The organism is Cypionkella sp. TWP1-2-1b2, from assembly GCF_049896245.1.
Taxonomy (GTDB): domain Bacteria; phylum Pseudomonadota; class Alphaproteobacteria; order Rhodobacterales; family Rhodobacteraceae; genus Cypionkella.
The window spans coordinates 57,691-82,476 of sequence record NZ_JAFCTX010000014.1; the positions used below are offsets into that span (position 1 = coordinate 57,691).

28 protein-coding genes are annotated in these 24,786 nt (G+C 58.4%); 10 read left to right on the plus strand and 18 right to left on the minus strand.

The window, feature by feature from the left end:
• Positions 1-20 precede the first annotated feature (20 nt).
• The 3 genes from ACP7AP_RS11275 to folK all read right to left on the minus strand — a co-directional run bounded on the left by ACP7AP_RS11275 (position 21) and on the right by folK (position 3,260).
• The gene (locus ACP7AP_RS11275; protein WP_426034301.1) at positions 21-2,138 is read right to left on the minus strand and encodes a RelA/SpoT family protein; all 2,118 of its coding nucleotides are present in this window, start codon (positions 2,136-2,138) and stop codon (positions 21-23) included.
• 30 nt (positions 2,139-2,168) lie between these two features.
• Positions 2,169-2,522 carry a DNA-directed RNA polymerase subunit omega gene (rpoZ, locus tag ACP7AP_RS11280; RefSeq protein WP_426034302.1) on the minus strand — a complete coding sequence of 118 codons (354 nt, stop codon included), beginning with the start codon at positions 2,520-2,522 and terminating at the stop codon, positions 2,169-2,171.
• A gap of 90 nt (positions 2,523-2,612) precedes the next feature.
• Positions 2,613-3,260 (minus strand): 2-amino-4-hydroxy-6-hydroxymethyldihydropteridine diphosphokinase, encoded by a 648-nt coding sequence (gene folK / locus ACP7AP_RS11285; protein WP_426034303.1) that lies wholly within the window; start codon positions 3,258-3,260, stop codon positions 2,613-2,615.
• 75 nt (positions 3,261-3,335) lie between these two features.
• Here folK and ACP7AP_RS11290 point away from each other — a divergent pair, with 75 nt between their 5' ends.
• From ACP7AP_RS11290 to rnhA, 5 genes are read left to right on the plus strand one after another with little or no spacing between them, the layout of a single operon-like run.
• Complete coding sequence (locus ACP7AP_RS11290; protein ID WP_426034304.1) at positions 3,336-3,908, plus strand: NYN domain-containing protein; 573 nt, start codon at positions 3,336-3,338, stop codon at positions 3,906-3,908.
• Complete coding sequence (locus ACP7AP_RS11295) at positions 3,905-4,564, plus strand: hypothetical protein (protein ID WP_426034305.1); 660 nt, start codon at positions 3,905-3,907, stop codon at positions 4,562-4,564. Before ACP7AP_RS11290 ends, ACP7AP_RS11295 begins: the two co-directional genes overlap by 4 nt.
• Before the next feature lie 48 nt (positions 4,565-4,612).
• Positions 4,613-5,563: a 4-hydroxy-3-methylbut-2-enyl diphosphate reductase gene (ispH, locus tag ACP7AP_RS11300; RefSeq protein WP_426034306.1), complete on the plus strand. Its 951-nt coding sequence runs from the start codon at positions 4,613-4,615 to the stop codon at positions 5,561-5,563.
• Positions 5,560-6,009: a DUF3429 domain-containing protein gene (locus ACP7AP_RS11305; protein WP_426034307.1), complete on the plus strand. Its 450-nt coding sequence runs from the start codon at positions 5,560-5,562 to the stop codon at positions 6,007-6,009. The genes ispH and ACP7AP_RS11305 overlap by 4 nt, the downstream gene beginning before the upstream one ends.
• Positions 6,010-6,051: 42 nt before the next feature.
• Positions 6,052-6,513, plus strand: coding sequence for a ribonuclease HI (rnhA, locus tag ACP7AP_RS11310; protein WP_426034308.1), 462 nt, complete (start codon positions 6,052-6,054; stop codon positions 6,511-6,513).
• Here the strand turns inward: rnhA and ACP7AP_RS11315 are convergent.
• The 4 genes from ACP7AP_RS11315 to ACP7AP_RS11330 all read right to left on the minus strand — a co-directional run bounded on the left by ACP7AP_RS11315 (position 6,508) and on the right by ACP7AP_RS11330 (position 10,935).
• Positions 6,508-7,335 (minus strand): glycosyltransferase, encoded by an 828-nt coding sequence (locus ACP7AP_RS11315; protein WP_426034309.1) that lies wholly within the window; start codon positions 7,333-7,335, stop codon positions 6,508-6,510. The two genes, rnhA and ACP7AP_RS11315, sit on opposite strands and share 6 nt — an antisense overlap.
• A gap of 63 nt (positions 7,336-7,398) precedes the next feature.
• Entirely contained in the window at positions 7,399-8,133 is a 735-nt protein-coding gene (locus ACP7AP_RS11320) for an FkbM family methyltransferase (protein ID WP_426034310.1), read from the minus strand.
• Entirely contained in the window at positions 8,130-8,945 is an 816-nt protein-coding gene (locus tag ACP7AP_RS11325) for a hypothetical protein (RefSeq protein ID WP_426034311.1), read from the minus strand. The genes ACP7AP_RS11320 and ACP7AP_RS11325 overlap by 4 nt, the downstream gene beginning before the upstream one ends.
• A 73-nt stretch (positions 8,946-9,018) precedes the next feature.
• Complete coding sequence (locus ACP7AP_RS11330; RefSeq protein WP_426034312.1) at positions 9,019-10,935, minus strand: glycosyltransferase family 2 protein; 1,917 nt, start codon at positions 10,933-10,935, stop codon at positions 9,019-9,021.
• A 257-nt stretch (positions 10,936-11,192) separates the two neighbouring features.
• On the opposite strand from ACP7AP_RS11330, the gene ACP7AP_RS11335 reads away from it, so the two are divergent.
• The gene (locus tag ACP7AP_RS11335) at positions 11,193-12,080 is read left to right on the plus strand and encodes a hypothetical protein (RefSeq protein ID WP_426034313.1); all 888 of its coding nucleotides are present in this window, start codon (positions 11,193-11,195) and stop codon (positions 12,078-12,080) included.
• A gap of 49 nt (positions 12,081-12,129) precedes the next feature.
• Positions 12,130-12,642 carry a transcriptional regulator gene (locus ACP7AP_RS11340; RefSeq protein ID WP_426034314.1) on the plus strand — a complete coding sequence of 171 codons (513 nt, stop codon included), beginning with the start codon at positions 12,130-12,132 and terminating at the stop codon, positions 12,640-12,642.
• Here ACP7AP_RS11340 and ACP7AP_RS11345 read toward each other — a convergent pair whose 3' ends face one another.
• Genes ACP7AP_RS11345 through def (ACP7AP_RS11370) form a run of 6 tightly spaced genes read right to left on the minus strand, consistent with a single transcriptional unit; the run spans position 12,643 to position 15,825 of the window.
• Entirely contained in the window at positions 12,643-12,879 is a 237-nt protein-coding gene (locus ACP7AP_RS11345; RefSeq protein ID WP_426034315.1) for a GlsB/YeaQ/YmgE family stress response membrane protein, read from the minus strand.
• Between the two features lie 24 nt (positions 12,880-12,903).
• Positions 12,904-13,371 (minus strand): EVE domain-containing protein, encoded by a 468-nt coding sequence (locus tag ACP7AP_RS11350; RefSeq protein ID WP_426034316.1) that lies wholly within the window; start codon positions 13,369-13,371, stop codon positions 12,904-12,906.
• A gap of 57 nt (positions 13,372-13,428) precedes the next feature.
• Positions 13,429-14,322 carry a methionyl-tRNA formyltransferase gene (gene fmt / locus ACP7AP_RS11355; protein WP_426034317.1) on the minus strand — a complete coding sequence of 298 codons (894 nt, stop codon included), beginning with the start codon at positions 14,320-14,322 and terminating at the stop codon, positions 13,429-13,431.
• Complete coding sequence (gene def / locus ACP7AP_RS11360; RefSeq protein ID WP_426034318.1) at positions 14,319-14,822, minus strand: peptide deformylase; 504 nt, start codon at positions 14,820-14,822, stop codon at positions 14,319-14,321. The genes fmt and def (ACP7AP_RS11360) overlap by 4 nt, the downstream gene beginning before the upstream one ends.
• Entirely contained in the window at positions 14,819-15,301 is a 483-nt protein-coding gene (def, locus tag ACP7AP_RS11365) for a peptide deformylase (RefSeq protein ID WP_426034319.1), read from the minus strand. The genes def (ACP7AP_RS11360) and def (ACP7AP_RS11365) overlap by 4 nt, the downstream gene beginning before the upstream one ends.
• On the minus strand, positions 15,301-15,825 hold the full coding sequence (gene def / locus ACP7AP_RS11370) for a peptide deformylase (RefSeq protein ID WP_426034320.1): 525 nt from the start codon (positions 15,823-15,825) through the stop codon (positions 15,301-15,303). The genes def (ACP7AP_RS11365) and def (ACP7AP_RS11370) overlap by 1 nt, the downstream gene beginning before the upstream one ends.
• A gap of 206 nt (positions 15,826-16,031) precedes the next feature.
• On the opposite strand from def (ACP7AP_RS11370), the gene ACP7AP_RS11375 reads away from it, so the two are divergent.
• The gene (locus ACP7AP_RS11375) at positions 16,032-17,201 is read left to right on the plus strand and encodes a MalY/PatB family protein (protein WP_426034321.1); all 1,170 of its coding nucleotides are present in this window, start codon (positions 16,032-16,034) and stop codon (positions 17,199-17,201) included.
• A 46-nt stretch (positions 17,202-17,247) separates the two neighbouring features.
• Here ACP7AP_RS11375 and ACP7AP_RS11380 read toward each other — a convergent pair whose 3' ends face one another.
• Positions 17,248-17,598: a hypothetical protein gene (locus tag ACP7AP_RS11380; protein WP_426034322.1), complete on the minus strand. Its 351-nt coding sequence runs from the start codon at positions 17,596-17,598 to the stop codon at positions 17,248-17,250.
• A gap of 176 nt (positions 17,599-17,774) precedes the next feature.
• On the opposite strand from ACP7AP_RS11380, the gene ACP7AP_RS11385 reads away from it, so the two are divergent.
• On the plus strand, positions 17,775-18,311 hold the full coding sequence (locus ACP7AP_RS11385; RefSeq protein WP_426034323.1) for a hypothetical protein: 537 nt from the start codon (positions 17,775-17,777) through the stop codon (positions 18,309-18,311).
• A 9-nt stretch (positions 18,312-18,320) separates the two neighbouring features.
• Here ACP7AP_RS11385 and ACP7AP_RS11390 read toward each other — a convergent pair whose 3' ends face one another.
• Positions 18,321-18,662, minus strand: coding sequence for a hypothetical protein (locus ACP7AP_RS11390; protein WP_426034324.1), 342 nt, complete (start codon positions 18,660-18,662; stop codon positions 18,321-18,323).
• Positions 18,662-22,117 carry a chromosome segregation protein SMC gene (gene smc / locus ACP7AP_RS11395; protein ID WP_426034325.1) on the minus strand — a complete coding sequence of 1,152 codons (3,456 nt, stop codon included), beginning with the start codon at positions 22,115-22,117 and terminating at the stop codon, positions 18,662-18,664. The genes ACP7AP_RS11390 and smc overlap by 1 nt, the downstream gene beginning before the upstream one ends.
• A 224-nt stretch (positions 22,118-22,341) precedes the next feature.
• On the opposite strand from smc, the gene ACP7AP_RS11400 reads away from it, so the two are divergent.
• A complete protein-coding gene (locus ACP7AP_RS11400) occupies positions 22,342-22,728 on the plus strand; it encodes a GFA family protein (protein WP_426034326.1) in 387 nt (128 codons plus the stop codon).
• A 160-nt stretch (positions 22,729-22,888) separates the two neighbouring features.
• On the opposite strand, the gene ACP7AP_RS11405 is transcribed toward ACP7AP_RS11400, so the two are convergent.
• Both ACP7AP_RS11405 and ACP7AP_RS11410 read right to left on the minus strand, forming a co-directional pair.
• Entirely contained in the window at positions 22,889-23,371 is a 483-nt protein-coding gene (locus tag ACP7AP_RS11405; RefSeq protein WP_426034327.1) for an RNA pyrophosphohydrolase, read from the minus strand.
• A gap of 63 nt (positions 23,372-23,434) precedes the next feature.
• Positions 23,435-24,781, minus strand: a complete 1,347-nt coding sequence (locus tag ACP7AP_RS11410) for a S41 family peptidase (protein WP_426034328.1) — start codon at positions 24,779-24,781, stop codon at positions 23,435-23,437.
• Between the last annotated feature and the right edge of the window lie 5 nt (positions 24,782-24,786).

Here is a 24,786-nt window from a genome sequence, read left to right on the forward strand (position 1 = left end):
GTGACCCTGCGGATAGCCCGTCAGGGTTTGCGTGTCATATCACGATGCCGCGACACTTGTGCGACATCGGTTTCGGCCTCTAGCGCCGTCATCACCATGTGCAAGTGTTCAACGTCGCGCAAGTCCACGTCGATGATAAGTCTGTAAAAATCCGGTTTGCGTTCGGTAAACCGCAGATCGGATATGTTGGCTTTCTGCTCACCAATCAAGGTGCATATCCGGCCCAAAACGCCTTGGTCGTTGGAGATGGCGACATCCAGCGCAACGGTGTTGACGGCGGCATGACGGCCCGCGTGCCATTGCAGATCAACCCAGCGGTTGGGTTGTTCTTCAAACTCCTCCAGCGCGGGGCAATCAATCGCATGGATCAACACGCCTTGGCCGCGATAGGTGATGCCGACGATACGCTCGCCGGGCAAAGGCTGGCAGCAAAGGGCACGGCGGAAGGTTTGATCATCGGGCATACCAATGACGGCGCGGGCGGATTCGACCTCATCCGCGCCGCGCTGGATCAGTTCGGGATAGAGGGTTTCGACGACTTTGCGGGCGGTGAGTTCGGCAGAGCCAAGGGCGGCGAGAAGTTCGGCCTCATCGGGCATCCCGAGCATTTTCGCGGCGGTGCGCAGGGCTTTGTCCGTGGCCTTTTTGCCAACATGTTCAAAGGCGGCGCGGGCAAGTTCCTGGCCAAGCCGGACAAAACGGCCGCGATCTTCTTCGCGCAGGGATTTGCGAATCGCGGCCTTGGCGCGGCCTGTGGTGACAATGTCGATCCAACTGGCCTGCGGGCGTTGGCCTTCGGCGGTGATGATCTCTACCGATTGGCCGTTTTTCAGCCGGGTCCACAAAGGCACGCGGATGCCGTCGATCTTGGCGGAGACACAGGAATTGCCGATGCGGGTGTGGATTGAATAGGCGTAATCCAAGGGTGTGGCCCCGCGCGGCAGTTGCACCACATCGCCCTTGGGGGTGAAGCAGAACACCTGATCGGAATACATCTCTAGTTTGACGTTTTCGAGAAATTCGTCGTGATCGCCCTCGTCCAGACGTTCGGTCATCGCGGCGATCCATTTGGCGGGATCAACGGCAAACGGGTTCTTGGCGCGCACGCCTTCGCGGTAGGACCAGTGCGCGGCCACGCCTGCCTCGTTGACCTCGTGCATCTCACGGGTGCGGATTTGCACCTCGACCCGTTTGCCGTCGCGGCCCGATACCGTGGTGTGGATCGAGCGGTAGCCGTTGGATTTCGGCTGGCTGAGGTAGTCTTTGAACCGCCCCGGCACGGCACGCCAGCGCTGGTGGATCACACCCAAGATACGGTAGCAATCAGCAACCGAGGCGCAGATCACGCGGAAGCCGTAGATATCTGACAGGCGGCTGAACGCCAGATCCTTTTCCTGCATCTTGCGCCAGATCGAATAGGGTTTTTTAGCACGGCCATAAACGTCGGCGTCGATCTGCACCTTTTCCAGCACGGTGCGGATGTCGGCGGTGATCTGATGCACCACATCGCCGGATTCGCGTTGCAGGGTCAGGAAGCGGCGGATGATGGAATTGCGGGCTTCGGGGTTCAGCACGCGGAACGACAGGTCCTCAAGTTCTTCGCGCATCCACTGCATCCCCATGCGACCCGCGAGTGGCGCATAGATTTCCATGGTTTCGCGGGCCTTTTTGGCCTGCTTTTCCGGGTTCATCGACTTGATGGTGCGCATGTTGTGCAGACGGTCGGCGAGTTTGACCAAGATCACCCGCAGGTCTTTCGACATCGCCATGAACAACTTGCGGAAGTTCTCGGCCTGCTGCGATTCGGTATTCGACAGTTGCAGGTTGGTCAGCTTGGTGACGCCATCGACCAGTTCAGCCACTTCCTCGCCAAACAGCTTGGCGACTTCGGCATAGGTGGATTTGGTGTCTTCAATCGTGTCGTGCAACAGGGCCGTGATGATGGTGGCATCATCCAACTGCTGTTCGGTGAGGATGGCTGCGACCGCGACGGGGTGGGTGAAGTAAGGCTCACCCGATTTGCGCATCTGGCCGTCATGCATGTTTGACCCGTAGGCATAAGCCCGGCGGATCAGTTCAGAATTGCAACGTGGATTGTAGTTTTTAACCAGGGCGATGAGGTCTTCAACGTCGATCATCACCGCCCCGCGTTTCGGGAATTCCCGTAATTACAGCTCGCCTTGGGCTTCCATCAGCGCGCGCAGCAGCTTTTCTTCTGACATATCATCCTGCATCGGGCGATCAACCTCGCCAGACATCAGCAGAGCCATCTGATCTTCTTCCGGCTCGTCGACTTCGATCTGGGTCTGGTAACCCTCAATCATCCGCTCGCGCAGGGCATCGGCCAGCTGGGTTTCCTCGGCGATTTCGCGAAGGGCCACCACCGGGTTCTTATCGTCGTCACGATCTACAGTCGCGGCAGAGCCGGCCTGGATTTCGCGGGCCCGATGGGCCGCAAGCAGGACAAGTTCGAACCGGTTCGGAACCTTGTCAACGCAATCTTCAACCGTCACGCGGGCCATGAAAGACTCCAGTAGGGGAGGGGCTTTGAAGCGGTCTATTTAGGCGCGATGCTGCTGCTTGACAAGTGGATAATCAAGCGGATGCCCAGATCAATCCAAAGCCAGCGGAATGACTTCGGCGCGATCTTTCGCCGGAAGTGCCGCCAGCATCTGCGCCACGGTCAGGCGGGTGACAGGATGCTGCCAATCGGGGGCCACATCGGCAAGCGGCACCAGAACGAAAGCGCGCTCGGCCAGACGCGGATGCGGCAGGATCAGTTGATCAGGCGCAAGGCTGCGTTGATCGTCTGGGAGAAGATTTTTCCATTTCAGATAGTTGGAACGGTCAGGCAAGACTGATTCGCCCAAGGCCAGCAGATCAATATCAAGGCTGCGCATTCCCCAACGCTGCACGCGCTCGCGTCCGAATCTTGCCTCTATCATATGCAAACAAGTTAATATGTCAGATGCAGAGATCGCGTGACGCAACGTAACGACTGCGGCGGCGTTCACATAGTCCGGCCCCGCCCCGGCGGGGAAACATGGCGTTTGATACAGGGTACTTAGCCGTGTCACGCGCAGACCCACACGGTCAAGTTCCGCTATAGCGGCAAGAATTGTTGATTTTGGCGACATGTCGCCGAAATTCAGATTTGCACCAATCGCAACCAGAGCGTGCTTTAAGCCGGCCATTTTTGCTGGTATCCTATCAATAGATTGGCTTGCTCGCGCATCCGCGACACTGCTATTCACATTCATCGCCGTCGCCTTATCTACATTGGTAGTCAATTCACAAAAGCGCGGTTGGCGGACAGATTTTTCGAGGGGAAGACGATGTTTTACAAGGACGAACGGCTTGCGCTGTTCATTGATGGCTCAAACCTATATGCGGCCGCAAAGGCACTTGGGTTTGACATCGACTACAAGCTGCTGCGTCAAGAGTTCATGCGGCGTGGCAAGCTGCTGCGGGCGTTCTATTACACTGCGCTGCTGGAGAATGACGATTATTCGCCGATCCGCCCGCTGGTGGATTGGTTGAACTACAACGGCTTCACCATGGTCACCAAACCGGCCAAGGAATACACCGACAGCCAAGGCCGCCGCAAAGTCAAAGGCAACATGGACATCGAGCTTGCTGTCGATGCGATGGAACTGGCCCCGCGTGTCGATCATGTGGTGATTTTCTCGGGCGACGGTGATTTCCGACCCTTGGTGGAAAGCCTGCAGCGGCAAGGCGTGCGGGTTTCGGTGGTCTCGACCATCCGCAGCCAACCACCGATGATCGCCGATGAATTGCGCCGTCAGGCTGACAATTTCATCGAGTTGGATGAATTGCGCGACGTGATCGGCCGCCCACCGCGCGAGCCCCGGCTTGAGCGTGACGAAGTGGCTGTCGAGGTTAAGTGACTGAAGCTTCCCAGACTACTGGTGGGTTTGATGAAAAGCCGGGGCGCGCAACCGCCTCGGCTTTCGCATTGGATTCGGTATTGGGGACTTCGGACCGAGGGCCCAGCCGGGATTTCGATGGCGGCTTGCTGCAGCGGTGGACCTACACGCTGACTGCGGCGGACGCTTTGGCCTATCTTCGGCTGAAGCGGGCATGGTCTGGCCGGGCGAAATGGGCGTTGGGGGCGTGGTTTATCGCGGGTGGCGCGGTGTTTGGGCTTATGCCAGACTGGATGGCTGGCACGCAGGGGGCTTGGCAAAATTGGGCAGTGTTTCTGGGCGTGATGGCGGTGCAATGGGCGCTGGTGCTGTTGGGGATCACCCTGTGGCAACATTGGCGGGCGCGGCGGATGCTGCCCGCGCCGGTGCAGTCCGAGTTTGAAGAATGGATAGATTGCGTCGCGGGGACCGATTTGTTCACGCTGGACTGTGTCTATTTGTCGCCGGAGTTGATCGGGCAGGTGTTGGAAACCCCGACGCATCTGTTTGTGCTGAATTTTGACACCGCGATTGTGGTGCCGGTCCGGGCGTTCAGCGATGGGGCGGAGGCCTCGCGGATGGCGCAACATCTGCGCGATCTTGCGGCGGGGCCGTATTACTTTCAGCCGCAAGACTAGACGAGACCCGCGCTTGGCCTTACCTCTAGTCCAAACGAGAGAACCCCGATGACCCTGCCGCCGCTGACCCTTTACCTCGCCGCCCCGCGCGGCTTTTGCGCCGGTGTTGACCGCGCGATCAAGATTGTCGAACTGGCGCTGCAAAAATGGGGCGCGCCGGTCTATGTGCGCCATGAAATCGTGCATAACAAATTCGTCGTCGATGCGTTGCGGGCGCAAGGCGCGGTGTTTGTCGAGGAATTGGACGACTGCCCGGTGGATCGCCCGGTGATCTTCTCGGCGCATGGTGTGCCAAAATCGGTGCCTTTGGCGGCCGAAGCGCGGCGGATGATCGCGGTGGATGCCACCTGCCCGCTGGTAACCAAGGTGCATAACGAGGCGCAGCGTCATTCTGAAGCTGGCCTGCAAATGGTGATGATCGGCCATCAGGGCCACCCGGAAACCATTGGCACGATGGGACAACTGCCCGAGGGTGAGGTGCTGCTGGTGGAAACTGCCGAGGATGTCGCCGGGCTGGTGGTGCACGATCCGGCGCGGTTGGCCTATATCACGCAGACCACCTTGTCGGTTGACGATACGGCGGGGATCGTCGCCGCTTTGCAGATGCGATTTCCGGCGATTGTCGGGCCGCACAAGGAAGACATTTGCTATGCCACCACCAATCGGCAGGCGGCTGTGAAGGCGATTGCGGGCAAGATCGACGCGCTTTTGGTGATTGGTGCGCCGAATTCGTCGAACTCGCGCAGGCTGGTGGAGGTTGGGCGCTCGGCGGGCTGCGCTTATGCGCAACTGGTGCAGCGGGCGTCTGACATTGACTGGCGCGCGCTGGAGGGGATCGGTTCTGTAGGCGTCACTGCGGGGGCTTCGGCGCCGGAAGTGCTGGTCAATGAGGTGATCGACGCCTTCCGCGCGCGTTTTGACACGCGCGTGGAACTTGTTGAAACTGCACAAGAAAACATCGAATTCAAAGTGCCACGTATCTTGCGCGAGACGCTGTGAGGGCCGTTCCGCATGCAGTGATGCTGTTGGGGCTGTCAGGCTTGCTGCCGTTTTTCTGGGGCGTTGCGACCCATGTCAGCCCTGCCGCGTTTGATGTGACGATGTCCACTCTAGGCCCGCGTTTTGTAGCCCCGTTTGTGCTGCTGTCCTATGGATCCATCATTCTCGCCTTCATGGCGGGTGTGCTATGGGGGTTTGCCAGCCGCGCGCAGCACAGTGCCTGGGTTTTTTATGCGGTTTCGGTGATCCCGGCGCTGTGGGTATTTTTTCTGGTAGGCGACGGGCCAACGTCATCTGCAATTTACCTCGGTCTGGGGTTCATCGGCCTGCTGGGGCTAGACTGGCTGTTCTGCCACCACAAGCTTGCGCCAATCTGGTGGCTGCCGTTTCGCGTGATGCTGACGGTGGCGGTGGTGACAAGCCTGGCCGTGGTCACCTTTGGTTGACCTTGACGGCAAGCCCGCCTAAATCGGCGCAAAGGAGCCAAGATGACCGAACTTTTTGCCTATACGGATGGTGCCTGTTCGGGCAACCCCGGCCCCGGCGGCTGGGGTGTTTTGATGCTGGCGCGCGAAGATGGCGCGGTGGTGAAAGAACGCACGCTGAACGGCGGCGAGGCGCATACCACCAACAACCGGATGGAATTGCTGGCCGCGATCTCCGCGCTTGAGGCTTTGACGCGGGTGTCAGAGCTGACGATTGTGACCGATTCTGCCTATGTGAAAAATGGCGTCACCGAATGGATTCACGGCTGGAAGCGCAACGGCTGGAAGACATCCGGCAAAGATCCGGTGAAGAATGTTGATCTTTGGCAACGGCTTGATCTGGCCCAAGCCAAGCACAAGGTGGTCTGGCGCTGGATCAAAGGCCATGCCGGACATGCCGAAAATGAACGCGCGGATGAGTTGGCGCGGGCCGGGATGGCCCCGTTCAAGCCGGTGAAATTATAGCTCCGGCAGATAGGGAAAGCGGGCGCGCACGTCGGCATCCTGCCGCCAATCGGGGACAGCGCGCCATTTGGCGCTGACCTCAACGCGGGAATCATTCGCCTCATGCACCGAGCGCACAAACATCGGCGGGCCACCGATCAGGCGATGCGGATAATCCAGCGGCGTCTTGCGGTGGCGGATTGCAAAGATATTGCGGCCCTTGCGATCTCCCGCCATCGTCAGGCCCAGATTGATGAACGGATAGCGATGATGATAAAGCCCGTAGCTTTCCGCGTTTTTCGATGACAGATCAAGGCCATAGCCACGGCTGAACGAGACGAAACGCAGATCGTCGGGATCAATAAGTGGCGGCAATTCGGCCAGCCCGCGCCGCGCGGTGGCGATCAGATCGGTGGAAAATCCATCATCATCATCCAGAACGGTTTGCAGCACCGGCGTCGGCTGATCCGAACCTGCCGGATAGCGCGCCGCGATGAACTGAGCGAGATGCCTATGGGCGACGCCAAATCGGCGCGGGGTGATGGTGTATTGGCCCGCAGGCAAAGTTTCGGCGCAAATCTCGGCCAGACTGCGCTGCGCCCAACGTGGCATCGCGTAACTCGACAGCACCATCAGGTGAAAATTCTGATCGGTCTGCGCCGCAAGCGCGGGCAAGGGCAGGCTTTGCAGCAGGCCCAGCCGCATGATCAACCTGTCTTGATCAAACAACAGCGCCTTGTCTTTCGAGAAATCGCTTTTCCAGCCAGAACTGCCGAAATAGGAAAACCGCAGAGCCACCAGCACTTCTTGACGCGCCACGAAATCTTGCCAAGCCGTCTGCATCGCAGCCTAATACCTTGGAATCATTTTAACATCTACCAAACTCTGAAACTGCTTAGCCTGCCGCTAAATCCAATCGAGGTTGACCTTCCCCGCCGGATATTTCGCAGCCACCACTTCGCGCAAGGCTTTGTAACGGTCGCGCAGGTCCTTGAACTTGCGCTCGTGGGTTTCCGCCACCAGCGCGCGGATGTTTGTGAACAAATCTTCACAATCCAGCGCTTCGAGGATGTCGAGCTCTGCACCCTCAATATCCATCTTGATGAAAGCGATCTCGCCCCGCGCCGCCACATGCTCGCGCACCAGCGTCGGGAAGTCGAGCAACGTCACCTCCACCGCGTTTTCCGCGTCAATCCGCCGACCGCCATCCAGAATGGTACTTTTGACGGAGGCGCCATCGGGATTATCGCCGAAATTATCCGCCCGCATCAGGCGAATGGTGCCTGTCCCCACCCCCACAGCGGCATTGATCAAAGTGACGTTGGGTGTGTTTACGAACTTTTGTTCAAGAATAGAAAACGCATAGGGATCAGGCTCATAGGCCAGCACATCCGCCCCGGTTGCCGCCAGCAGCTCGGTCACCACCCCCATATTCGCGCCGCAATCCATCACCAGATCGCCGGGCCGCAACATCGCGGTGATCGCGGTCATATAGCCTTCCGCCCAAGCCTTACGCTGGTTGCGCTTTTGGCGGCGGATCAATGCCTCAATCTCATCAGGCGTTGATGGCAAGGGCTTGACCGCTTTGTCTTTTTTGCCCTTTTTGACCTGCGGTTCCAGCGCCTCGTCAGCCTCGCTCATTCCTCCAAAGCCTTCGACGCATCGACGCCAATCTGCGCGCACATCCGTGCCGCATAGGAGTTCGGCATTGGTGGATTCTTGCGCCAATACGGCTTGGTGCCATTGGTATAAAGATGCACCGACAGGGTATTGTCGGTGAAATGCCCCTCAACCCGACCGTAAGGGTCGTAGAACACGTCGTTCAGTTGGAACGGAACCGGATAAAGGTAATCCGACGTCAGCGCTTTTTCAAAATCACCGGTCTGTTGCGCGAAATAGGTGAAAGCCTGCGGGCCAAAGGCGGTGCGCTCGGCGTTATAAATCCGCACGGCTTGCGGCAGGCTGCTGTCCTGTTTTTCAATCCGCTTGCGTTGCTGCTTGTTGAACCAAGCCGGGGCATCGGGCAGGTTTTCGTAGTAATCCAGCAACTGCTTGATCAACGCACCCCGCGGCGGAATATAGACAACGCCACAGTTCAGCGCGCCCCTAAAGCCATGACCTGCATAGATATTCTTTATCTCATCCGGGAAAGGTTTGTGGCAAAACGCGTCACAATCAATCCAGACAGCATCGGTCTTCTCGATCATTTTGTAGCGAAACACGTTCGACAAAAAGCTTTCCGAGGTTTGCCGCACGATATCCATATCAATCGCCATGATGTCGGTGGCGGGTTTGACGGTGATACCATCGGGCACGTTCGAGACCTTGTCGGTACAATACAGCGTTGTCGGATGGCCGTGTGCGACATGGCTGAGCAGACAAAGCTGGTTCAGATAGTGCAGCTTTTCGCCAATCCAAAGCGAGGCGACGGGTCTGCGAACGGGGGTGGACATGATGACGGCCTCGTTTGTTTCGTTTTGTTGAACAATGCCGCAGGGTCGCGCCTCTGTCCAGCGGCGGACTTGGTTAACTCGGGTCCTCTGGATCGGGTGGAGCGCATCGCCTGAAACCGCGCGCGATATTGGCGTCAAATCCGTAGTCCGGCACATAGCCAAGCGTCGCCAGCACGTCGTCTATTTCCGGCAAACGCGCGTGATGTTGCTCCAATAACCGCCCATAAAGAAAGATCTGCTTCGGGACCGGCGCGGGTAACATCGGCAGCAATTTTTGAAGCACCTCTGTGCCGAGTTGCGAATCTGACAGCAACAAAGCATCGGGGTGCAGCGCTGCAATCAGCGCCAGTGCGCCCACCACCGGATCAGAGCCAAGACCTTGTTCCATCACGACAAAGCTGTCATTGAAAGTACGGTTGCTCAGCGCGCAAACCACAGCCAGCATCTGTCGCAAAACGGGGTTATCTTCTTGCAGATAGAGGCTCAGATCGGGCCTTATGTTGGCGCAATGCCCGGCCAGAAAGCCCACCGCAGAGCCAATTTCCAACACCTTGGCCTGCTCAGCCAAGACCTGTGGCATCCGGCGTGCAAGCCCGCGCTCAAACTTGCCGGACTGGATCAGAGCCAGCGCCGAATCCGTGAAGACCCGCCGATCCGAGGGCAGCTTCATACTGTGATTAGGGTAAATTTCCGCAGTCACGTCTTGCGAAAGATCAATCCTGCCCGAGCGATATGATCCCATCGGCACCGCCTCAATCGGCTCTTTCGGGACGGCGTGCCGTTCCATTTTCGCCTTGGCACCGCGTCGCTTTTCCACGTCCGACATCAGTGCTGCGATCTTTTCCTTATCGCGCGCCTGCGGCGGTTTGGCGACGATCTGGCTGATTGGTACATCAGAGGCTTTGGCCAGATCGGCAACCAGTTGGTGATAGGCCTCGGTCTGGCGCAGCTCGGCCAAATGCCCTTCAACCCGCGCAATCGCCGCGTGATGCAGGCGGTTCAGCACCGGATCTTGCAGCAGTTGCACGATGATCTCATTGCGCTGTTTGGTGTAGCGCAGCATCGTGTCATCGCGCACTTCATTGCGATCTTGCAACGACCAATAGTCGGAATTGTACTTATCCGCCTTATTGTTCACATTCCCGCGCATCTTGCGAATGGCATAGCTGTCCACCGATTTCACCGCATAGTGATTGAGCTGCACCCAGTCATATCCAACAGTCCGGGTGATCGAACGCCAACCACGAAATTTGAAGTAATCCTCCATTTCTCGACCCGAGCCGTTCAACCATTTGACCTCATCCGGGAACGCGGTTTCATGCCACTTTGTCTTCATTTTCGGGCGATGAATGCCCAATTTCCACTTATCAGCACTGAAGGTGAAAAGCGTCTTCACCCCCCAGCCCTTGTTCCATTCCTGCGGCGCAGCCCATAGATATTGTTCCGTCACCGGAGCGTGCGACCAATCCACCACCCCACCCGAGCCGAAAATCCGCCACGTCACCACGATGCCATTCGCACCCCGCGCCTTGGTCGCCGCAATCAGGCTATCTAACGTGCCGTCGCCGTATCTGATCGACAAAAATTCATCGGCATCAAACACCATCACCCAGTCGGATTGCTGCACAACGGGTTCTTCCTGCGCGTAGTTCAGTGCAGAAGGTTGTGGGCGAATACCTTCGGGAATCACGTTGCGGCGGTGGTGGCAAAGCCCCAATTCCTCCAGCCGGATCAGCATGTCGTCAGTGCAATCTGAACAATCGTTCGTATAGACCACCAGATCAGAAAAACCGACCGCCAGATGATGCGCAACCCATTCGATCACATAGGCGCCTTCGTCTTTCATCATCGACAAGGCAGTCACCTGACCATGCGGGCTGTCATGGCGTTTCAGCTGAAATTCGACACTGCCCCAGCGCGCGCCAGCCCCCTTCGGACGCCCCGCGAGCGGCACAATACCTTCTGGTTGTTTAGCTCGTTTCGACGTCACGCCCTGCCCTGCTCCTGTGCATCGAAGCCTCTGGCCATCGCCCCACCCTGTTTGGATATACCATAGGCCAAGCCGGAATCTGCCAGCAAGGCCAATGCAGAAAACTGCGTCCAACTGTGTCTTAGCAGACAACTGTTTCCATTTTAGCAGCGAAAATGGGGCAAATTGCAGCAAGACTTAGCTCAAACGCGTGACTTTGCGGTGTGATGCGGCTTAATCTGCTAAAACCGTCGCATTCTTACCCGCAGAGCAGGTATATGACCCCGAAACTGACCGTATTTTTCATCGTTGAGCCACCCGATTATGAGGTGATGGCCTGTTATCTTGCGGCGTCCTTGCGCGAACAGTTTGGCGATCAGGTCGCGCTGGTCGGCTATTGCCCCGATATTAAGCTTGATCAAGTCTCGCCGAATGTCAAAGAAGTGCTGCGTCGGATGGGTTGCGAGGTGCGTCCCTTCGTGGTCCAGGGTCGGTTTTCCCCCGCCTATCCGCATGGTAACAAAATCCTCGCCACGATGGAGCCGCGCGATACCGAGTTTTCGGCGTTCTTCGACAGCGACATTCTCTGCCTGCGCCCGAACCGGGTTGAGAATATTATCCTAGCGGATGCAGTCTCGCTGACGCCCGCCGCTTCGATGAATTGGGGTAAAGCCGACGATTGGAACCTGATCTATTCGGTTTGTGGCATGGAAATTCCAGAGGAGCGTATCAAATTGATGCGCCAATCCGGGCAGCGTCAACGCATTCCGTATTTTAGTTCAGGTTTATTCAGCTTCCCCGAACAGCATCGCAGCCCAGATGGCCGCAGCTTTCCACGAGTCTGGATGGATATCGCGCAGACCATCGACGCGCATCCCGATGTGCCGGGAAAGCGGCCCTATCTCGACCAAATCTCGATGCCACTCGCGATCCAGAAATCTGGGTTGAAATGGAATATTCTGCCAGAAGAACAACACTTTATCCTTGGTGGCAAACTGCGCGGTGACGCCCTTCCTGAGGATCGTGAGATTTTCACGGTGCATTATCGCCAGTTGAAAGTTCTGAAGGAAACCGGATTGACCGCGACAAGCCGGAAGATGTTGAAGCGGCAAGCGGGGGTAAAGCGGATCGACAAAGCGGGGGAAGACCCCGATGATGATGAATAGACATTCACGTTTTACTTGCAATTCATGATGTCTGAGTCATATTTAGATTATGGCACGCACAAAGTTGATATCAGACCGTGATGTTTTCCAGCAGGTTCTGGCCCTGCTGTTGCAGAATGGCGAAAAGGCGGTGACGTTTTCGACAGTTTCTGCGGCGACCGGGCTTGCACCAACCACTTTGGTGCAACGTTTTGGCAGTTGCAATGAGATGATCTTAGGCGCGATTGCTCAGGCTTGGCAGGAGTTGGATGGCTTGGTTGAGGCCGCAACTCTGGATACCGCAGCCTTGAACAAAGGGTTGCCGGGCCTGCTGAAATCACTTGTCGGTCCGATTGATCCGGGCACATTGCTGACACTGAGCTTGCGCGATCCGGTGCTGATCGGGCGTGCAAAAGCTTGGCGGTATATGGTTGAACAGGCGATTGCGGCGCGTCTCGACGTCAGTGCGAAGGCGAAAGAAAACGCGGCGCTGATCTTTGCGGCCTGGCAGGGCCGAATGCTTTGGGATGCAGGCGGTGGTAAGGGCTTTCGGCTGGGCGATGCGATCAAGCGAATTGGTTAACTATTTCACGACATAGGTTTTATAAAGCCAGATCAGCACGATAGCGCCAGGTATCGCCCCAACGAACCCTGCCAACCAGCTGGTGATTACCACCAGACTGCGCAACAAAAACCCGCCTATCAACGCGCCTGCGATGCCAATCACCACCGTCGTTGGCACATCCGCATCAATACGCATCACGCGTGTTGCCAAAAAACCAGCCGCCGTTCCGATGATAAGCAAGAACACCAAGCCCATATCCGCCTCCTTCGTCCATGCCGTCTATATGGGGACGATTGCTGAAAATGGAATGGCCTGGTCCGCCGGAACCATCGCGCGGGCGATCTGCGCAAAATCCGCGCGGCTGCACCCGACCAGACCATAGCGAAACACCATGCCCCAACTCGGCTGGTTGCGCGTCAGTTCCAGATGATCGAGCAGGGGGCGAATGGGCTGTACTTTTGCGGCAGGTTGCCACTGCACACCGCGTCGCCACGCCACAAAACCGCCCGGCATCTCATACGGATAGGGCATATCACCCGTCACCCGACCGATCGCTGTGAATGCCATCAAACTTTCGCCATCCCGAAATTTGGTTCTGGGGGAATAGATCACCACACCATCAGCGGTGGCCATGCGTCGCAGCGGGGTCGATTTACCATGACAGGCCTGAACGATGCCCCAATTAATGCCATTTTCAGCATGATCAGCCGAGACTGTGACGATCCAGAATTTTTGTTCACTATCCATATCAAACTCCCCAGTATACCCTGCATATGTCAAGGCTCCTGCCAGTTTCTGTCAGGATCAGGTGAGCGTTTCGGGCATTTTCAACCCATTCAGGATATCGCCAGCCGACATCGGCCGTTTGCCTTCGCGCTGCGCAAGAGTGATCTCAACGGCAGCATCACCGCAAGCGATCCGCAGCCCGTCCAGCACTTGACCAACCGCGCCAGAACCTGCGACGAGGCGTGAGCGCAGCAATTTGATCCGCTCACCATTGATCTCACACCAAGCGCCGGGGAACGGCGAAAGGCCGCGGATTTGGCGATCAACCACTGCGGCTGGCTTAGACCAATCGACCCGCGCTTCGGCCTTGTCGATCTTGGTCGCGTATGTGACTCCTTGTTCGGATTGCGGGATGGCCTGCAATGGCAGCTGATCAATCGCAGTTTTAATCAGCTTGGCTCCGATCATTGACAGGCGATCATGCAGATCTGCGGTCGTCTCCTCTGCGCCGATTGCGGTGGCTTCGCGCGCGAGAACGGGGCCGGTATCAAGACCAGCTTCCATCTGCATGATGCAAACCCCGGTCTCGGTGTCACCCGCCATAATTGCGCGGTGAATCGGGGCGGCCCCGCGCCATCGTGGCAGCAGTGAGGCGTGGATATTCAGACACCCAAGGCGCGGCTGATCGAGCACAGTTTGGGGCAGGATCAGACCATAGGCGACGACGACGGCGAGATCGGCTTCCAAAGCGGCAAAGGCCTGTTGTGCCTCGGCAGAGCGTAAGGATACGGGGTGTAAAACCGGCAGACCCAAGGCTTCGGCACATTGCTGCACGGGGCTTGCGCGCTCGGCTTTTCCACGTCCAGCAGGTCTGGGTGGTTGGCAATAGACTGCAATGATTTCATGGTGTTGATAGAGTGCCTTTAGGATCGGCACTGAGAACTCTGGCGTGCCCATGAAGATAATTTTCATGAACGTTTCCGCAGCTTTTCGGCCCGCGCGATCAGCATTTTGCGCTTCACTACAGAGAGGTGGTCGAAGAACATTTTGCCAGCCAAATGGTCGATCTGATGCTGCACCGACGTTGCCCACAGATTGACGAAATCACGATCTTCCAGCTGATTGTCTGCATTGAGAAACCGTACCGTCACAGCACGCGGACGGTGCACAACAGCCGATACGCCGGGCAGATTTGGCGACGCCTCTTCATGCTCGCGGAATTGCCCTGAGGTATGCAAAATCTGCGGGTTTGCCATCAGAATGGCCTGACCGCGCTGCTCGGAACAATCAACCACGGCCAAGTTTTTGAGGACGCCAATCTGCACTGCAGCCAAGCCATTACCGGGCATCGCATCCATAGTATCCACCATGTCGGCCCAGATTGCCTGGATCTCGGCGGTGATCTCGGCAACCGGGTTGCCTGGTATGCGCAGGCTGGGATGCGGGTCTGGCAGGCAGGTTCTGACCGTCATCGCAGGGCACTTTCGGCTAAGGCGCGGTCGGCTGGATCGAGGTGATCCAGCGTTAAAACACCGTTCAGGTGGTCCAATTCATGCTGAACGCAGATCGCGGCAAAGCCTATGAACGTTTCTTCACAAATAATTCCGTTCAGATCAAGCCAACGCATACGCACTGAAGCTGGTCGCAAAATTTGGCTGGTGATGCCCGGCAAAGACAGGCAACCCTCGGGCCCCATCTCGGTTTCGGGAGACACCCATAGCACTTCCGGGTTGATCAGAACGCGCGGGGCGTAGATGCCCTCTTTCCAAGTACAATCCATCACGAAAAGCCGCAACAGCACCCCGACTTGCGGTGCCGCCAGCCCACGACCGGGGGCTGTATACATTGTGTCCAGCATATCGGCAGCCAAAGCCGAAACATCGCCGTTAATTTCTGAACTAACAGTCGTTAACCGTGAATCTGGCCAGCAAATGATTGGCAATATCGCCATCAGTAGTCCGAACCTGTCCGCGCACGTTCCCGTTTCAGCTTTTCCATCTTGCGCGTGATCATCTGCCGCTTCAGCGGGCCAAGATAATCAATAAACAGCTTGCCATTGAGGTGATCAATTTCGTGCTGCACACAGGTCGCCCAAAGGCCGGTAAACAAGCGTTCCTGCGGGACGCCGTCAAGGTCCATCCAGCCAACTTTCACCGAACTTGGCCGCTTCACTTCCGCATATTGATCGGGGATCGAAAGGCACCCCTCCTCATAACTGCCAAGATCTTCCGACGACCACAAAACCTGCGGATTGAGCAGCGCCATTGGCTCGGGCGGGCCGTCTTTGATGCAATCCATCACGATCAGGCGCTTCATCACGCCAATTTGCGGTGCCGCCAAACCAATTCCGGGCGCCTCATACATGGTTTCAAACATGTCCGACGCCAGCACAGAAATCTCGGCACTCACCGCTGCGATTGGCTCGCAGGGCTTCTTCAGACGCGGATCGGGATGGATCAGGATATCGCGGATCATCTTTGGGATTTACGGCGCGGGGGCTAATCGTGCAAGAGGGCGGTGGGGATTCATTGAAAATGGCCCTCAAGTCTAAGAGACAGTTGTTTTTCCCGAAATATTAAGACTAATCAGTATATATTTCTGATTTTATACCATAAGTAGGGATGATTTTCCGATTAGTTTGATTTAACTAGAACGAAATACCGGAACACAATAGGATAGCCATGATGTTCGACACGCCAATCAATCGCTTTGGAACACATTCCGTCAAATGGGATTCGATGGAGGCCTTCTATGGTGTGCCGGCCAAGGACGGCATCGCCATGTGGGTGGCGGATATGGATTTCCGCCCGCCGACCTGCGTGCAAACCGCACTCGAAGGCATGCTGGCCCACGGGGTCTACGGATATTACGGCGATGATGCCGCCTATCTGGATGCGATTCGCTGGTGGATGCAGACCCGGCACGGCTGGTCGGTGGAGCGGGATCAGATTTTCACCACGCATGGATTGGTCAATGGCACCGCGATGTGCGTCGATGCGTTTACCAAGCCGGGCGACGGCGTGGTGCTGTTCACCCCAATTTATCACGCCTTCGCGCGGGTGATCAAAGGTGCCGGTCGCCAGGTGGTGGAATGCAAGCTGGCCAATGTGAACGGGCGTTATGAAATGGATTTCGCGGCCTGGGATGCCCAAATGACCGGCACTGAAACCATGCTGATCCTGTGCTCGCCGCATAATCCGGGCGGGCGGGTTTGGACGCATGCCGAGTTGCAGGGCGTGGCGGATTTCTGCGCGCGCCACAACTTGTTGTTGGTGTCGGATGAAATTCACCATGATCTGGTGATGCCGGGACAGAAGCATACGGTGATGACAGCGATGAAAGGGATAAGTGAACGTTTGGTCATGATGACCGCAACCACCAAGACATTCAACATCGCAGGCGCACATTCTGGCAATGTCATCATCGCCGATCCCAAACTGCGCGCACGCTTTGCCGAGCGGATGAACGCGATGGGGATCTCGCCGAACTCGTTTGGCATGTTCATGGCGACGGCTGCTTACTCGGCCGAGGGTGCGGCTTGGGTGGACCAGCTTTGTGCTTACCTTGATGGCAATGCCAAGATTTTCAACGCTGGCATTAACCAGATTCCCGGTCTGAATTCGATGCCGCTGGAGGCGACCTATCTGGCTTGGGTGGATTTTTCCGGCACCGGCATGGCGCAGTCTGAGTTCATTGCGCGGGTGCAGAAACAAGCGAAAATCGCCAGCAATCATGGCACGCCCTTCGGTGCCGGCGGCGAGTCGTTCCTGCGCTTTAACCTCGCCACCCCACGGGCTGTGGTGGTTGAGGCGGTGCAGCGGTTGCAAGCCGCCTTTGCCGATCTGCAATAACCGAATTGTTACGCTAACTGGTGTGGCGGTCGCGCCACACCTAAACTCAGGCTCTGGGCAACAGCGCCACGGGGGCGTTTTCATCGCGATAGTAATCCAGCGGGGCGCGATCAGACACCAACGTCATCCGCTTGAAATCGCATATTAAATCACCATTATCGACCAGCGAGGCCACGATCAGACATTGGAAAATATGCCGCGAGCCATCGTAGACATCGACCAGACCGCGCAGATGTGGGGTGAGAGCTGCATCCAAAGCGAAACCGTCGTGCCAGCAGCGGATCACCGGAAAAACCGCCTCACCCACCTGCACGCGTAGGCGGGATTTCCGGGTAAACTCGCGTTTGCGGGCAGCATCCAACCCGTCCCGAATATCCTGCGGCAAGAACTCCAGCATCATCGCCTCCAGTACTGCTGTTAAGATTGCCTGCGAACTGCTTAATTTTATGACACGCTGAGAACGCAATGTAGAAATGCCGCGCGCATGTTGCGAAAATATCGCAAATGGTGGATTGGTTGAACAGAAATGACCCTAAAAGCCTGACTTTGGGGCGCAGAGATATGGAGCATCGTATGATCACTTTAGCCGAATTGCACGACGCCCTGCCGCATGTGCAGGCAGCGCCGAAGACCGATGCCCCGATTCGTGGACTTTGCCTGCGTCCAGTCATTGGCCAGCGGGCGTTTCCGGACCGGATCACGATGACGAAAGCGCAAGGAATTCTGGGCGAACGCTGGATGACGACGCCTTGGATGCGGCTCGCCGATGGCAGCCCCGATCCGCGGATTCAGGTCTCGATCCTGCAGGCCCGTGTGATGGATCTGGTCTGGCAGGACCGCAACCAGCCGCATCCCGGCGATCCGATTGTGGCGGATCTGGAGATGTCAGAGGCCAATCTGCCGGTTGGCACGCGAATTCAGGCCGGAACGGCGGTGCTGCGGGTGTCAGATGTGTGGAACGATTCCTGCGCGAAATGGAAGGTGCGCTACGGCACCGATGCCTATGATTGGGTGCGGGCCAGCCCAAGCCTGCGGTTGCGGGGGATTCTGTGCTCGGTTGAGGTTGATGGCGAGGTGGCTTTGAGCGATCGGCTGCAGCTGCTGCGTTAACCTTTAGCGCTACATCCCCTCATCGCGCTGGCGGGTTTCGCGCCGCCATGCGACGCATAGCGCGACCATCGCGCGGGTCAGATCGGCCCAAAGTGCGAGGGTTTCCGGCGTTACGCGCAGGGTGATCCGGGTCTCGCCTTGGTAAATATCCATCGGCGCTTCGGGGTGCTGGGCGCTCCATTGCGCGATTTGCATAGGAGTCGCCCGCAGCGGCCACGTTTGCGCCAAGAGCCAGTTGGTGCCAATTTGGGTGGCGGTAAATTCGGGAAAAGTCGGGTCGCTGCGGGCGTAAATCACGCCGTCCACCACTTCTACGCCGGTAAAACCAGCCTCGCGCAGCAGGTGTTCCATCAGGCGACCAGTGCCTCGGCACGTTTCAGATCGACCGAGACGAGCTGGCTAACGCCTTGTTCCGCCATGGTAACCCCGTACAACCGATCCATGCGCGCCATCGTCACCGCGTGGTGGGTGATGATCAGGAAGCGGGTTTCGGTGCGCCGCGTCATCTCATCCAGAAGATCACAGAACCGGGTGACGTTGGCATCGTCCAACGGCGCGTCAACCTCGTCGAGCACGCAGATCGGCGCGGGATTGGCGAGGAACACGCCGAAAATCAGCGCGAGTGCGGTCAGGGTTTGCTCGCCACCCGATAGCAACGACAGGGTCGCTAGTTTCTTGCCGGGTGGTTGGCACATGATCTCTAGCCCGGCTTCCAGCGGATCATCGGATTCGACCAGAACCAGCCGCGCCTCGCCGCCGTTGAACAGATGGGTGAACAAAGTCGCGAAATTGGCATTAACCTGTTCGAACGCGGTCAGCAGGCGTTCACGGCCCTCGCGGTTCAGGCCAGCGATGCCAGAGCGCAGCTTTTTGATCGCTTCTTCAAGGTCAACTTTTTCCTGCGCCAGCGCGTCATATTCGTCGGAAACCGACTTTGCATCTTCCTCGGCGCGCAGGTTGACCGCGCCCAAAGCCTCGCGTTGACGTTTCAGGCGCTGCACGTCGGTGTCGAGAACCTCGGCGTCGGGCATCTTGTCGGGATCGACTTTCAGCGTGTCGAGAAGTTGATCGGGGGTGGCACCCTGCTCTTCGGCGATGCGTTCGGCGGCGAAATTAACCGTTTCGCGGGCGGCTTCGGTGCGAGCTTCGGCGCGGGCGCGGGCTTCGCGGGCGTCGCCTGACAGCCGTTCGCCTTCGCGTTCGGTGTCGCGGGCGCTGCGCAAGGCGGCTTCGGCGGCAGACAAAGCATCGGCGGCCACCGCACGGCGCGCCTCGGCCTTGGTGATCGCATCGCCAAGTTCTTCACGCTTGATGGCGATTTCTTCGGGGGCGGCAGAGGCATCGGACAATTCCTCCTGCGTCTCGGCGCGACGCTCGGCAAGTTCGGCGATGCGCTTGGCCGCCGTATCAAGGCGGTGTTTCCAGCCTGACAACTCCTTAACGGCCTCCTGACGGCGGCACACACGGGCTTCGCCTTCGCGGCGCAACTCATCATGGGCAGAGCGGCGCGACATCATGGTGATGCGGGCGGCCTCAACCGCAAGTTTCGCGGACTCGACGCTTTCGCGAGCCGAGTCGAGATCGGGCAGATCTTCCTCAGCAGCCGCCGCAGATTCTAACCGTTCGCGCGCCTCGGCGGCCTCACTTTCATAGCGATCCACTGAGAGGCGGGCGGCGTCTAACTTGCCGCCAGCAATGGATTTATCGGCCTCAGCGCGGGCAGCCATGCGGCCCGCTTCGGCCACGCGGGTATCAGCGGCGCGGCGGGCATCACGGGCGGTCTGGTCGGCACGGGCGAGGTCGGCGAGGCGGGTTTGCAGCAGGGCATGGGCTTGCGACGCGCCTTCGGCCCGCGCAGAAACCTCCTCCAGATCGCGTTTCAAGGCGGTCAGCCGGTTCAACTGTTGCAGGCGCAGGGCGGCGGCAGAGGGCGCATCTTCGGCTCCGGCACGGAAGCCATCCCAGCGCCAGAGGTCGCCCTCACGGGAAACGAGGCGCTGCCCCGGTTGCAGATCGGCTTGCAAGCGCGGGCCGTCAGCGCGGTTCACAAGGCCGATTTGCCCCATACGGCGGGCCAGAACGCCGGGGGCTTGCACATGGTTTGACAGAGGCATGCTGCCTGCGGGCAGGCTTTGCGGTGTGGTGTAATCGGGCAAGGCTACCCAGCCGGAGCGTTTGTCGCTGGCGACTTCGGGCGCGCGCAGATCGTCGGCCAAAGCCGCACCGATGGCTTTTTCCAGACCCGCTTCGACCACCAGCAGATCGAGCAGTTGGTGGCCCGCCTGGGCTTCGCGCTGCACCAAACGGGTCAGCGCCGCAACTTCAGCGCGCAAAGCGCTGGCCTCGCCTTCGGCCTCGGACCTTGCCGCGCGGGCTTCGGCTTCGCGGCCCTGCACTTCGCCACGGGCGTCTTCGGCGGCCAGCAAGGCTTCTTCGGCAGCTTCGGCGGCTTCGGCAGCAACGGTTTGCGATTCCTCTGCGGCTTCGAAGGCTTCAGAGGCTGTTTCCAGTGCGGATTGGGCAGATAGAACCGCCTCTGCCGCCCGCGCGGCCTCATGTTCAGCCTTTTGCACGGCGGTTTTGGTGTCAGCCAGCATCCGCTGCACTGATTGGTGACGGGCAGCGAGACGGGCGGCATCTTCGGTGGCTTGCGACAGAACACCCTCGCGGTCGGTCAGCATTGCCGATGCCTCGCGGGCCAGATCAGACGCCTCGGCCAAGTGGGCTTCATGGCCGTCACTGGCGCGCAGAAGCTGCTCGATTTCCCATTCCAGCCGTCCGATCGTCTCTCCGGCGTCGCGGTTCAGGCTGGCTTCGCGCTCGGCATCGCGGTCAAGCTCGGCGATGCGGCCTCGCAGGGTTTCGATCATGGCGCGGGCGCGGGCTTCTTGGTCGCCCAACTGGTCGCGCTGCACCATCAGGCGTTGCAGGATGGCGGCGGCGATGGCTTGTTCTTCGCGCAAAGGTGGCAGCGCATCCTCGGCGGCTTCGCGTTGTTTCGCGGCCAGACGCGCGGCGGCTTCGGCTGCTGCGGCTTCGGTCAGGCGTTGGCGCAACAAGCCATCGGCCTCGGCGCGGGCGAGTTCAGCCTCACGCCAGCGGCGATACAACAGCTGGCCTTCGGCGCGGCGGAGTTCGTCACCGATTTCGCGGTAGCGCGCCGCCTGCTTGGCCTGACGGGTCAGCTGTGACAGTTGCTGCGCCATCGATTCCAGCACATCATCGACACGCAAAAGGTTGGTTTCGGCCCCGGAAAGTTTCAGTTCCGCCTCATGTCTGCGGGCATAAAGGCCGGAGATTCCAGCGGCTTCCTCCAGGATGCGGCGACGGGCTTTCGGCTTGGCGTTGATCAGTTCGGAAATCTGGCCTTGGCGGACCAAAGCGGGCGAATGTGATCCGGTTGAGGCATCGGCGAACAGCATCTGCACGTCGCGGGCGCGCAGGTCTTTGGTGTTCAGCTTATAGGCGGAACCGGCATCGCGGGTGATGCGGCGGGTGATCTCAATGCTGTCAGAATCGTTAAAGCCCGAGGGCGCGAGGCGATCCGAATTGTCCAGCACCAGCGCCACTTCGGCGAAATGACGCGCGCCACGGGTGGCGGCACCGTTGAAGATCACATCCTCCATCCCGCCGCCGCGCATCGCCGAGGGGCGGTTTTCGCCCATCACCCAGCGCATCGCCTCAAGCAGATTGGATTTGCCGCAACCGTTCGGGCCGACCACCCCGGTCAGCCCGTCGTGGATGACCAGATCGGTCGGGTCCACAAAGCTTTTGAAGCCGTTCAGGCGCAGCTTGGTAAAGCGCAAATGGATGTGTCCTGATTCCGTTGGAGGTGCATGATTGCGGTAGCGAGGGTATGAGTCAACTTATGGCAGCAGGATATGGCGACGGACGCGCGCTTATCGCCAAGATATTGCGGCGCGGGCTGGGATGTGGAAGCCTCCGGCGGGAGTATTTCTAAAAGAGCAATGGTTGTGGACATTGACCGATCTGGCAGGCGTACCGATAGTTGGACGGAAGGAGCCTTGCCATGACCCCAAACTTTTCCGGCCATTGCCTGTGTGGTGCCACGCGGTTTCGCTGCACTGGCGAAGCGTTGTGGCAAAGCCATTGCCATTGTGAAAGCTGTAGGCGGGCGTGTTCTTCGGCGTTCACCTCGTTCTTTGGGGTGGCCAATGGAACTTGGGCTTGGACCGGCGCGGCACCTGCGAGTTATGCGTCATCGCCCGGTGTTTGGCGTGATTTCTGTGCGACCTGCGGTGCGCAGATGGCCTATCGGTCGGATCGGTATCCGGGTGAAATGCATTTCTATGCAGCTTTGCTGGATGATCCGGGCATTTACGTGCCCGAAAACCATGTGCACAGCGATCAGATGCTGGCTTTGGTGCATCTGGCCGATGGCTTGCCGCAGCGCTGATGCGGATTGCGCGTGATCTGACAAGGCGATGTTCGTGACAGATCAATCCCTCCCAGCGGGGAATGACTTGTGGTTTACGTCAGGTTCTGAGGCAAATTCCACAACATATTGTGTGTGATGGCTCGTGTAGTGACTTTGCAGCGCATAAATGCAACCTGCTTCAAGTCAGATGTGCCTGAAACGCCTGCACCACTTCTTGGTAGACCTTGCGTTTGAACGGCACGATGGAGGCGACCATCTTATCTGCGCCGATCCAGCGCCATTTTGAAAACTCGGGGTGATCAGAGGCGATATTGACCTGGGCGTCCGAGCCCAAAAACCGGAACAGGAACCATTTCTGCCGCTGGCCGCGATACTTGCCGCCCCAGACGCGGCCCAACAGATCGGGCGGCAGATCGTAGGTCACCCAATCGTCGGTCTTGGCGATAAATTCCACCAGATCGGCAGTCACGCCGGTTTCTTCCCACAACTCGCGCAAAGCCGCAGCGCGGGGCTTTTCGCCATCATCAATCCCGCCCTGCGGCATCTGCCAAGCCGGAACCGGGTTGTCCAAACGCTGGCCTGCAAAGATCAGGCCCTCGGCGTTGATCAACACAACGCCAACGCAGGGACGATACGGCAGGCTTTCTGGATCGACGGTCATAGGTGCCTCAAATAAGGACTGCCGCGCCCAAAATCGGGGCGCGGCAGTGGGTTAGTTTTGCACTTACGGCTTGGTCGCCACTGCGTTCAGCCCGCGCAGAATATCCACCGCATAGGCAAGTTGATAATCCTCATCGCGCAGTTTGGCGGCTTCTTCGGTGCGGGCGCGTTCGTCTTCGAGCTGCTTTTTCTCATCGTCGGTCATCGAATCATTGGTGATCGCCCCGCGCAGTGACGCTTCCGTGCGCTGTTTGGTTTGATCCTCTGCCGCCTTCGCCTCGGTGCCTTCTGCCGCCGGATCGACGACAGGTTGGTTCACCACGATATCCGGCATCACCCCCAACGACTGGATCGAGCGGCCCGATGGCGTGTAATACCGTGCCGTGGTCAGCCGCATCGCGCCTTCACCCTTCAGCGGGATCAGCGTTTGCACCGAGCCTTTACCGAAGCTTTTGGTGCCCACCACAATCGCGCGGCGGTGGTCTTGCAACGCCCCCGCGACGATTTCCGAGGCCGAGGCCGAGCCGCCGTTGATCAGCACCACAATCGGTTTGCCATCGGCCAGATCGCCCGGCGTTGCGTTCTCACGCGAGCTGTCTTGCGCATTGCGGCCACGGGTGGAGACGATCTCGCCCTCATTCAGGAACGCATCCGAGGTCAGGATCGCTTGTTTCAGCAAACCGCCGGGGTTGTTGCGCAGATCAATCACGAAGCCTTTCAGCTTGTCAGCGCCGCCCGCTTCTTCGGTCAGCTTCTTGATGCCGTCTTGGATGCCGGGATAGGTCTGATCGTTGAACGACGACACCCGCAGCACGCCGATATTGCCGACCAGCCGGGCTTTCACTGCTGCCACTTTGATGGTGTCACGGATGATAGAGACATCGAACGGCTCTTTCACGCCTTCGCGCACCACGGTGATCACTATTTCCGAGCCAATCGGGCCGCGCATCTTGTCCACCGCGTCATCCAGCGTCAAACCCTGCACCGCTTCGCCGTCAACCGTGGTGATAAAGTCACCCGGCTTGATGCCCGCTTTATCAGCAGGCGTGCCATCCATCGGCGAGACGACCTTGATATAGCCTTCTTCCATCGTCACTTCGATGCCCAAGCCGCCGAACTCGCCCCGTGTCTGGGTGTTCATATCGTCAAAGGCTTTCGCATCCATATAGCTGGAATGTGGGTCAAGCGAGGTGAGCATGCCGTTGATTGCAGCCTCGACCAGCTTTTTGCTGTCAACATCCTCGACATATTGCGCGCGGATGCGTTCAAACACATCGCCGAACAGGTCAAGCTGTTCATAGACGCTCGCGTTTTTCGTCGCATCCTGCGCGATCAGCGGGCCCGCCACCTGCGTTGTTATAATGCCGCCAGCGATTGAGCCGCACAGTGCCGCGATAATCATCTTCTTCATCGGCT